Origin of the sequence: Streptomyces sp. PA03-1a (assembly GCF_033792805.1) — a bacterium.
GTDB lineage: Bacteria > Actinomycetota > Actinomycetes > Streptomycetales > Streptomycetaceae > Actinacidiphila.
The window spans coordinates 1-10,168 of record NZ_JARAVO010000297.1; the positions used below are offsets into that span (position 1 = coordinate 1).

Consider the following 10,168-nt stretch of genomic DNA (forward strand, 5'->3'; position numbering starts at 1 on the left):
TGGCCACCCGCCGCCGCTGCTGCTCCACCAGGGCACAGTGCAAGCCCTGACGCCGTCCTGCCCGCTGCCGCCCTTCGGCCTGGAAGACCTCTACACCGGACCTCCGCCCAAGGCGGAGAGCCATCCGTTCCTCCCCGGCGACCGGATGCTGCTCTACACCGACGGCGTCATCGAAGCCCGCAACCGCGACGACGAATTCTTCGCTCTGCCCGAGGCCATGGAAGCGCTACACGCCGCCACCCCGGAGGAGTTCCTGGCACGACTGCACCAGCGGCTGCTCCACCACACCGAGGGCCACTTGAGCGACGACGTGGCAGTGATCCTTGTCGACCTCCCCGGCGGCGACTCCGACGATCCGACCCACCGGGAAGGAACGAGCTGACCACTGAGGTCCGCCGCGTAAGGTGCCGGCGTTGGACGGCTCGCCGTGCTGCGGGCGATCTCAGGCCGGCCGACTACGCGCTCGGCTTGATGTAGTCGAGCTCGAACGCCGAGCGGTGTTCGGTGATGAACTCCTCGACCGTCGTGAGCGGCTGCCCGTTGATGCGCGGGGCCGTATCAGTGATGCCCGCCAGGCGGCCCTCCTGCTGGTCGAGGGTCACAGCCTCGAAGTGCTTGAGCTTCGCCATGTCCTGCCCGATACCGAGCATTTCCAGGAAGGTGGCCACGGTGACCTGCTCGAACGGAAGGTCCTTGCCCAGCACCCGGCCGACCTCGGCCGCGAGCTCTTCGTGGCTGTATTCCACAGGGCCGGTCAGGGCGTAGACCCGCCCACCGTGCTCTTCGGGCGAGGCGAAGATGTTGGCAGCGGTCAGCGCGATGTCGCGGCCCGCGATCGGGGCGAAGCGGCTCTCCTTGTCGAACGGCATCGCGTAGCGGCCGTAGCGGATCAGCCCGGAGATGTAGAGCAGCCACTGCATGAAGAACGTGACCCTCAGGTGAGTGGTGGGGACTCCCGACCAGTCGAAGATCTGCTCGGAGAGCCAGTGGTTCTGCGTGGCCTTGCTGCGTGCGTGGGGGCGGGACTGGAAGTGCGACATGTTCACGATGAGCTCGAGGTCCTCCTCCTTGGCGGCCTGAGCGAACATCACCGCGGCCTCCACCAGTCCCTCACCGAGCGGGTAGTTGAAGTAGGCGCGCTGGACGCCTTCCATGGCCCTACGGACGTCGCGGAGGTCGAGCAGGTCTCCGAATACGACCTCGGCGCCCTTGTCGCGCAGCCGCTGTGCCCGCTCGTCGTCCGTGCGGACCATGGCGCGCACGTGGAAGCCCTCCGTGAGCAGGTAGTCGACCATCGGTCGGCCGGTCTCCCCGTTGGCTGTCGTGATCAAAATCGTGGTCATCGATTCTTCGCCTCTTCTTCGCCGGTGTTGCCGGTGCGGGCTCGGGATCCCCGGTGGCACGCGGGCAAGGCCGGTGTCCGGAGGTCCGTCACCTACCGAGGAGGAAACCCCCACGCTGGACAGCACTGCCTGCGGCCGGACCTACAACAATAGATTACATACGGCATCTAAATGGGGCAAGGGCGACGAGCCGCTCCGCGAAATCACGCACCCCGCCCTCGGGCCGTGACGCCCTCTACTGCCGGTCGTTGAATCCTGGGAACGAGACACACCCCCAGCACGGGACCCCGGCCGCCATCTGCCGGGGTCCCGTGCCGTGCCGGAACGCGCCGGCGCAACGGAACCGTCACCGCGCGTGTCGTGTCTTCCCTCGTGGCCGTAGGCCGTCCGAGGGTTTCTTCCGCCCCTTGGGATGCCCGTTAATATGACCATCCAGTGGGGCCAGGCCGTGCCGCACACAAGCGAGCAGCCGCCCTTGCACATGAGGTGACCCGATGACGTCAGTGCCGGTCTACGCGATGTACGTAATCGTCGCGGCGTTGTACGTCTATGCCCTGGTCGACTGCATCAGGACCCCTGCCGCACGGATTCGAACCCTGCCCAAGGTGGGCTGGCTGGTCATCATGGTCCTGTTCCCCATCGTGGGCGCCATTGCCTGGCGAAACCTGGGCAAGCGGCCCGCTCCTGTCGAGGTCCGGCCCTCCACCGCCTGAGTCGACTGCTCGCGCTGATCACAGCCCTTCGCTGCCGGGGGGGATCAGCCTTCGAACTCGGAGGCGTCCAAGAGGTGCGGACCGTTGTTCCGGACGCTGTTGACCTTCAGTGACACGGGCCTGACCGACAGGTGGCCATCGGCGGGCGCGGTCAGCAGGGCGCGGAGTTCGTCGGGGTCCTGGTGCTCGGGGTCGAGCCAGGCGTCGTAGTCGGCGGCCGCGATGGTCAACGGCATCCGAGGGTGGACCCGGCCGGCGGCGTCGGTCGCCTCGGTGGTGATGATCGTGCACGTGGCCAGCCAGGCGCCCGGGTCGTCGTCACCGACGACCGCCTTGTTCCGCCACCACTCGTACAGGCCCGCGAAGGCCATGCCCTGGTCACTGCCCTCCGGGCTGACGAAGTAGGGCTGCTTGTGCGCCTTCTTGTCCTCGGTGGACGGGACGGGCACCCACTCGTAGTAGCCGTCGGCCGGCAGCAGGCAGCGGCGCTTGGTGAAGGCACGGCGGTAGGCGGGCTTCTCGTGGACCGTCTCCATCCGCGCGTTGATCATCTTGGAACCGATCGCCGGGTCCTTCGCCCAGGACGGGACCAGACCCCACCGCAGCGGCCGCAGCTGCCGCTCCAGCGCCCCGGTCTCCCGGTCGACGCCCTCGAAGACGCTCCACACCTGGTTGGTCGGGGCGACGTTCCAGTTCGGCGCCACGAGGGCTTCGGGGTTCCATTCGGTGACCCGGAACTGCTTCACCAGGTCCTCGGGGCGTCGGGTGGAGACATAGCGGCCGCACATGCCGACCAGCCTGCCACGTTTCCCTGGGATACCTGTGCGAACCCTGGATGTCGGGGCCCGGTTCAGGTGGCGGCTCCTGCACTGCCCTCCGCTTGGTCCGGTTGCGACGCCGGGACGGCGCGTGAAGGTCAGGAGACCTACGGGTGCGGGCTGTCCGTCGGCCTGTCGGGTGCCGTGCCGGCGGAATCGGTGCGTGAGAGTGCGGCAAGGAGCTGCAGTTTCTCGTCGCTGTCGCCGCCCTTGTCGGGGTAGTAGACGACGAGGATGACATCGCCGATCGCGAGTTTGTCGCGGTGGAGGCGTAGTTCACCGACGACGGGGTGGTTCACCGTGGTCGTGCCACCGTCCAGAGTGCGGACGTCGTGCCGGGCCCAGAGGGTGCGGAAGCGCCGGCTGGACAGTGCGAGCTCGCCGACGAGCTCGACGAACCGGGGGTCGTCGGTGTCGTCCCCGATGGTGGTGCGAAGGGCGGCGACGAAATCGGCGGTGGCTTTCGTCCAGTCCTGCTGGAAGGCTCGCTCCTCGGGATCGAGGAGAAGCGAACGAAGCCGGTTCTGGCCGGGCTGCAGGCGGGGGGAGAGCGCGACGGCCATGGGGTTGGAGGCCAGGACATCGAACGCGCGTCCTTCGACGAACGCGGGGATCTGCAGGTGGGCGAGCAGCTCGTGCACCCGCGCCGGCACGTGCTCGGGCCGGCTGCGGCGCGGCGCCCTGGGGCGTGCCGCCGCGAGGCCGAGCAGATACGTCCGCTCGATGTCGTCGAGCTGCAGGACGCGTGCCAGTGATGCGAGGACCTGCGGCGAAGGGTTCCTGTCGCGGCCCCGTTCCAGGCGCAGGTAGTAGTCCGGGCTGATTCCGGCGAGCAGGGCGACTTCCTCACGGCGCAGGCCCGGGACGCGGCGGTTGCCGCCGGGCGGGAGCCCCGCTTGTGCCGGGGAGACCAGCTCGCGCCGGGCACGAAGGTAGCTGCCGAGCCGGTTGCCGGATTCCTCGTCCTTCATATCGACACCGTAATGCGGTGGGCGTGCCTCAGAGGGGGCCCTGGCAGGACCAGGGAAGAAGGGGGCCCTGCCTCATTCAGCGGATGCCGTCGAGACTTCGGTTGCGCTGCTTCGAAAGAGACAGCGGACATCACTGTCTGCGCCGCGGCCTAGCGCCGTTGGCGCCCTGCACCGAAGGGAAGATCCCGTGGATCTCTCCAATCGCGCCGTTCTCATCGTCGGCGGGACCTCGGGAATCGGCCGAGAGCTGGCCCGCCGGTTTGCGGCGGCGGGCAGCACGGTGGCCGTCGGCGGGCGCAGCCCGCAGGCGCTCTCCGACCTCGCCGCCCAAGGCTTCGCCACGTTCGACATCGACGTCACCGACAGTTTCTCCGTAACGGCTGCCCGTGACGCCGTGCTGGCCCGGTACCCCGAGCTGGACACCGTGGTGACGATGTCGGGCGTCATGCTCCTGGAGAATCTGCGCGACCCCGCGCACTTCGAGGCGACGGAGACGACGATCGACACCAACCTGCTCGGCACCATCAGGGTCATCGACGCCTTCACCCCGCACCTGGTCCGGCGGGGCGCCGGCACCTTCATCACGGTCACGTCCGGCATCGCCTTCCTGCCGTTCCCGCCCATGCCCAGCTACGCCGCGTCGAAGGCCGCGGTGCACGCCTACTCCGAGGCACTGCGCGCGCAGCTCGCCGGCACAGGTGTCGGCGTCGTGGAGCTCGTTCCCCCGGCCGTCGCCACTGCGGGCCAGGAGAAGGTGAACCCGCACGCGCTGCCGCTCGACGACTTCGCCACCGAGGTCATGCAGCTGCTCTCCGAGGACCCCACCCCCAACGAAGTCCTCGTGAACGGCGTCCTCATGCACCGCTGGGCCGAGCGCGACGGCACCTACGACGGCCTCGTCGCACAGCGCTCCCAGGCCCTGACCATGCTCCCCGGCCGCGAAGACTGACGCCCGCCCTTCCAGTGAACTGCCGCCTTCATGACGGTCGCGCGGACAGGGCGCCGCAGGATCAGGCCTCATCGAGGGCATCGTGCCCTCAGCGCTCAGGACGGCGCTCCTAGCCACCGAGGGTCTTGACCAAGGCGTCCAGGCCGTCACGGTAGATGCCCGTGAAGAGGTCGACGACCTCCTCGTCCGTGGCTCCGCTCGGAACGAAGCGGCCGGACCACTGGACTTCGGCGGCGTTCTCGTTGCCGCTGATCCCGTAGACCCGCAGGGTCGACAGGTAGTCGACGACCGGGAAGGGCGCCTGCAGGATGTGGTAGGTGTAGTACCGCTGCTCCTCGTCGAACGCCATCAGCCGCTCCACGATGGGGTCACCTTCGGGGTTCTTCAGGTGCCGCACTCGACCACCTTCCGAGAAGGTGCTTTCGGGGATGTACGGCAGCCAGTCGGGCAGCGATCCGAACCCGCCGATCACTTCCCAAACGCGTGCGGGAGAGGCCGGGACGACCCTGCTCACCGATGTGGATGCCATGTCGCTCCTCCAGGACTCGTTGGACGCCTGTTGACGGCGATGCGACCTACGCCCCGCCCGGCAGGGGCGCTATGGGGCTGACCAGGCCGGAGGCACGCAGATCGGCCCAGAACTCGGCGGGCACCTTCTCGTTGAGCGCGGCATGGTCTTCAACGGTGTGGGCGGGCTGGGTCGCGCCCGGGATCACTGCGTCGGCGACCGGGTGCGCCAGCGAGAAGTGCAGGGCGGCGGCCTTGATGGTCACGCCGTGCCTGTTGGTGAGTTCCTTCAGCCGCTCGACCTTTGCCACGATCTCGGGCGGGGCAGTGACGTACTCGAAGTGGGTGCCGTCGGCGAGGATGCCGGAGCTATAGGGACCTCCTACGACCATGCCGACGCCTTGCTCCTCTGCCATGGGCAGCAGTCGCTGCAGGGCGTGCGCATGGTCGAGCAGGGAGTAGCGACCGGCCAGCAGGAACCCATCCGGTTGTGGCTCTTCGAGCGGCTTGGCGACTGGACTTGTTGAGCCCCACCTTCTGCGTACGACCGGGAGCCGACAGCAGACGGCGGTCGTACAGGGTGCGAAGGCGCCTCGTCCCTTCCACGGCTACCGCCGGCACCGCGTCGAACATGCCGCAACCCTCGGCACCGATGTGCGGACCGTCCGCCGCGACCACGGCTTCTTGGCTGCACCGCTCCACCCGACTGTGGTTCTCCGCGCGAAAGTGGCGGGTGCTCCGGCGGCGCACGCACCACCCCCGAGGGAAGCACGGCTCCCTCGGCGCACTTCGTCCCGGATCATCGTGAAAGCCCGGCTTTCGTATTGCTGCAGGACTGCATGAGAATGACACCCCGCGGCTTGTTGATGACAGATTTCGGGACCGCTTGTTCCGCTGCCCGGCGGGGGCTCAAGGTCGTTCCGTGGCATCGCCCCGCGTACCGCTTCCGGTTCAGCATGTGCCCCCGTAAGACACCCGCCGGGCACACCACGACCTCCGCCGGATCCCGGCACACACGCGCCCCGCGCTCACAAACCCGAGCGCGGGGCGTACCCGTGAGCACGCCAGCAAGGCGGGAACCCACACCGCACAGACCGAAAGTTCACCGGGACGCCGGTCACCCCGACGACCACGCCACGCCACGCCACGCCACGCCACGACGGCAACGCGCCCTCATCCGCCGCAAGACGGGCCTGCCGGCGGCCGCCGACGACACCTTGTCTGCCTCCTGACAGCTGTGGTTGAGTAACACGGGAAACAACTGAAACGATTCATTGCCGGCTTGCGTGCGCGCCGCATGCCGAAGCGTGTGTCATCGATGGGAGCAAGCGTGAGGAAGCGAAGAATCGCTGCCGGGCTGGTGCTGTCACTCGCGGCGGCGTGGGGGCTGGAAGCGGCGCCGGGCGCGGCGGGAGCGCCCGTCCCGGAGCTCCAACAGGGCCCGGCCGCAGGCGGGTCGGCGCTCGCGGTGAGCGGGCCCGAGGTCGAGCACCAGGTCCAGCCCCTGGGAGTCGACGTCCCCCGGCCGAGGCTGAGCTGGCACGTGGCACCGGGCCATGGCGCAGCCGGTCGCACCACCGCCGGGCAAGTGGCCTACGAGGTCGAGGTGTCCACGTCCCGCGGCGGCCGGGCGGATGTCTGGAACAGCGGACGCGTGCGCTCTTCCCGGTCCTTCGACGTCGCGTACGACGGCCCCGCTCTCGCGTCGCGTTCAGGCTACTACTGGCGTGTACGCGTCTGGGACGGGTCCGGAAAGGCGTCGCCGTGGAGTGGCGAGGCGCGATTCGAGACGGCCTTCGTCAACCCCGGTGACTTCCGCGGGAATTGGATCGGGGCCCACGACAAGGCGCCCTCACTGCGGCTCGACGACGCGAGCTGGATCTGGTACCCCGAGGGCGACCCGGCCGACTCGGCTCCCGCCGGGACGCGCTATGTGCGCCGGAGCTTCGACGTGCCCGCCGACGCGCAGATCACCTCGGCGGAGCTGCAGCTCACCGCAGACGACCGCTTCTCGCTGTACGTCAACGGCACCGAGGTGGCGAGCTCTCCACGCGTCGCGGACTCCTGGAGGACGGCGAGCGTGATCGACATCGCCCCCTACCTGCACGCGGGCAGCAATGTGCTGGCGGTCGAGGCGACGAACACCAATCAGGGACCGGCGGGCGTGCTCGGAAGCCTGCACTTGCAGGGGGCAGGCTCGCCCGCCGACATCGTCACCGACAGCGGCTGGAGGGCCTCGTCCTCCGCCGGCGACGGGTGGGAGCAGCCCGGGTACGACGACACGGCGTGGCCGAACGCGCGCGTGGCCGCACGTTACGGCTCGGGCCCCTGGGGCCGGTCGGTGTCGGCGCCGCCGCCGCCCGAGACGCTGCTGCGCGACGAGTTCACGGCGAAGAAGCACGTGGCGTCGGCGCGCGCCCACATCGCGGGCCTGGGCTACAACAAGCTCTACCTGAACGGCCGGCGCATCGGCGACCGGGAACTCGAGCCCGGCTTCACGGTGTACGACAAGACGGTCCTGTACTCGACGTACGACGTCACCGACGCCCTGCGCACCGGTGGCAACGCCATCGGGGTCAGCCTCGGGCGCGGCTTCTACGCGATGACCGACCCGGACGAGTGGAAGGCGTCGCCCTGGTGGGGCGAGCCCAAGCTCAAGCTGGAGCTGGACATCACCTACACCGACGGTACGCACCAGCAGGTGGTCAGTGACGACTCGTGGAAGGTGTCCGACGGGCCGACGACCACCCAGTCGCTCTGGTTCGGGGAGGCCTACGACGCCCGCCTGGAGCAGTCCGGTTGGAACGGTGCCGGCTTCGACGACGGCACCTGGCGCCGTGCGCTGACGGTCGACGGCCCGAAGGGCACGCTCCGCTCGGAGAGCTTCCCGCCCGTCAAGGTGACCGACCACCTGAAGGCCGAGCACACCAGCACCCCGGCCGACGGCACGCACGTCTACGACTACGGCAGCCCCACCGCCGGCTGGGCGCGCATCGGGGTCCAGGGACCTGCTGGGGCCACGGTCACCGTCACCTACGGCGAGAAGTTGCGCGCCGACGGCACTGTCGACAACACCGGCGCCTTCGGACTGGGCCTGCAGAAATACTCGTACACCCTGAAGGGCGATGGGGTGGAGCACTACCAGCCGAGCTACAGCTACGCCGGTTTCCGCTACGCCCAGGTCGTCGTCCCCCAGGGGGTCGCCCTCCGGTCGGTCGACGGGATGAGGGTGCACACGGCGGTGGCGTCCACCGGCGACTTCACCAGCTCCAGTGACCTGCTGAACCGCTACCAGGACGCGCAGGCCGACACGATCCTCAACAACCTGCACTCGATCCCGACCGACACGCCCATGTACGAGAAGCGGCCCTACACGGCCGACGGGTTCCTGTACGCCGACTCGGCGATCGCGAACTTCGACATGCAGAACTTCTACGACAGCTGGCTGCGCTCACACCGCGACGACCAGAACGACGACGGGTCCATCGGACCCACGGTGCCCACCACCGAGTCGGGCAAGCAGGTCAAGGATCCGATCTGGTCCGCCAGTTTCATCCTCGGTGCCTGGGACCTGTACTGGTACTACGGCGACACCAAGGCGGTCGCCGACAACTACGACGGCATGAAGGCCTGGCTCGAGCACTACGAGCACGACATCGCCGGCACCGGCGGCATCTACACCGGCTTCAGCTACGGCGACTGGCTCTCCCCGGAGGGCGCCAACGCGCCGGAGGGCACCCGGCTGTCCGGAACCGCGTACATCTACCTCACCGCGACGCGGCTGGCGACGATGGCGAAGGCGCTGGGCCACGACGCGGACGCCCGTCACTTCCGCGCCTTCGCCACACAGGTCAAGGACACCTTCAACGCCACGTTCTACGACCAGGACAAGGAGGCCTACTACGACGACGAGGCCGCGGGCTACCGGCAGACGTCGAACCTGCTGCCGCTCAGCTTCGGCCTGGTGCCCGAGGAACACCGCCGAGCCGTGGTCGACAACCTCGTCGAGGACATCCACGCCCGCGGCGACCACCTGGATACCGGCGCGCTCGGCACCAAGGCGCTCCTTCCGGTCCTCACCGACGCCGGGCATGCCGACCTGGCCTACACGGTGGCGACCAACCCGACCTACCCCGGCTGGGGCTACTGGTTCGAGGGCCTGGGTGCCACGACCATGTGGGAGGAGTGGAACGCGAACTCGCGCTCGCACGACCACGCCTTCATGGGCACGGTGGACGACTGGCTCTACCAGGACGTCGCCGGCATCGAACCCGCCGCGCCCGGCTACACGAAGGTGACGATCAGCCCGCACGCCGTCGGCGACCTGACGCACGCCTCCGCCCACGTCGAGTCACCGCTCGGCCGGATTGCGTCGTCGTGGACCCGTTCGCACGGACGCTTCACCCTGCGCGTCGACGTCCCGGTGGGGGCGACCGCCGAGGTCCTCGTACCGGTGAGCGGCGGGCAGACGGTGCACGCACCCGCAGCCGCAGCGGCCGGCGAACGCAGCGGCGGCACCGCCCGCTTCACCGTCGGCCCGGGGACCCACCTGTTCCGCGTCACGGGGTAGGTGCGATGTCCCAGGTCGTGGGTGACACACGCCGGATGACGGAGAGGCGAGGACCGTCTCGGTTCGGTGGGCATTGCGACAATCCACCGCCGGCCGGTGAGGTCCTCGCCGCGCCCCGCGCTCACGAACCCGAGCGCGGGGCGCACCCGCGGGCACTCCAGCCCGGCGGGGACCCACGCGGCCGGACGCGGCGTCAGACGTTGGCGTAGCCGGGGATGCCGGCTTTGATGCGCTCGAGTTCGCGTACGTCGGAGATGCCCTGGAGGTCGTGGCGGGGGGTGTAGGGGGCTTCCAGGC

9 protein-coding genes and 1 pseudogene are annotated in these 10,168 nt (G+C 69.1%); 5 read left to right on the plus strand and 5 right to left on the minus strand.

Annotated elements, in window-relative coordinates:
- Positions 1-382 (plus strand): PP2C family protein-serine/threonine phosphatase (locus PV341_RS40255; protein ID WP_500360384.1); only part of this gene is annotated, 382 nt, incomplete at its 5' end.
- A 73-nt stretch (positions 383-455) separates the two neighbouring features.
- On the opposite strand, the gene PV341_RS40260 is transcribed toward PV341_RS40255, so the two are convergent.
- Positions 456-1,343 (minus strand): NmrA family NAD(P)-binding protein, encoded by an 888-nt coding sequence (locus tag PV341_RS40260; RefSeq protein WP_500326079.1) that lies wholly within the window; start codon positions 1,341-1,343, stop codon positions 456-458.
- A 494-nt stretch (positions 1,344-1,837) separates the two neighbouring features.
- On the opposite strand from PV341_RS40260, the gene PV341_RS40265 reads away from it, so the two are divergent.
- Positions 1,838-2,056: a PLD nuclease N-terminal domain-containing protein gene (locus PV341_RS40265; protein ID WP_500360386.1), complete on the plus strand. Its 219-nt coding sequence runs from the start codon at positions 1,838-1,840 to the stop codon at positions 2,054-2,056.
- 44 nt (positions 2,057-2,100) lie between these two features.
- On the opposite strand, the gene PV341_RS40270 is transcribed toward PV341_RS40265, so the two are convergent.
- Both PV341_RS40270 and PV341_RS40275 read right to left on the minus strand, forming a co-directional pair.
- Complete coding sequence (locus tag PV341_RS40270; protein WP_500326083.1) at positions 2,101-2,844, minus strand: SOS response-associated peptidase; 744 nt, start codon at positions 2,842-2,844, stop codon at positions 2,101-2,103.
- Between the two features lie 137 nt (positions 2,845-2,981).
- Complete coding sequence (locus tag PV341_RS40275; protein ID WP_500326085.1) at positions 2,982-3,845, minus strand: helix-turn-helix domain-containing protein; 864 nt, start codon at positions 3,843-3,845, stop codon at positions 2,982-2,984.
- 187 nt (positions 3,846-4,032) lie between these two features.
- On the opposite strand from PV341_RS40275, the gene PV341_RS40280 reads away from it, so the two are divergent.
- Positions 4,033-4,794: an SDR family oxidoreductase gene (locus PV341_RS40280; protein ID WP_500360388.1), complete on the plus strand. Its 762-nt coding sequence runs from the start codon at positions 4,033-4,035 to the stop codon at positions 4,792-4,794.
- A gap of 109 nt (positions 4,795-4,903) precedes the next feature.
- Here PV341_RS40280 and PV341_RS40285 read toward each other — a convergent pair whose 3' ends face one another.
- Positions 4,904-5,266: an SRPBCC family protein gene (locus PV341_RS40285; RefSeq protein ID WP_500360391.1), complete on the minus strand. Its 363-nt coding sequence runs from the start codon at positions 5,264-5,266 to the stop codon at positions 4,904-4,906.
- On the opposite strand from PV341_RS40285, the gene PV341_RS40290 reads away from it, so the two are divergent.
- On the plus strand, positions 5,223-5,357 hold the full coding sequence (locus PV341_RS40290) for a hypothetical protein (protein WP_500360393.1): 135 nt from the start codon (positions 5,223-5,225) through the stop codon (positions 5,355-5,357). The two genes, PV341_RS40285 and PV341_RS40290, sit on opposite strands and share 44 nt — an antisense overlap.
- Positions 5,358-5,369: 12 nt before the next feature.
- Here PV341_RS40290 and PV341_RS40295 read toward each other — a convergent pair.
- Positions 5,370-5,804: pseudogene (locus PV341_RS40295) on the minus strand (aldo/keto reductase); the annotation flags it as partial.
- A gap of 827 nt (positions 5,805-6,631) precedes the next feature.
- On the opposite strand from PV341_RS40295, the gene PV341_RS40300 reads away from it, so the two are divergent.
- Complete coding sequence (locus tag PV341_RS40300) at positions 6,632-9,871, plus strand: family 78 glycoside hydrolase catalytic domain (RefSeq protein ID WP_500360389.1); 3,240 nt, start codon at positions 6,632-6,634, stop codon at positions 9,869-9,871.
- Positions 9,872-10,168 lie beyond the last annotated feature (297 nt).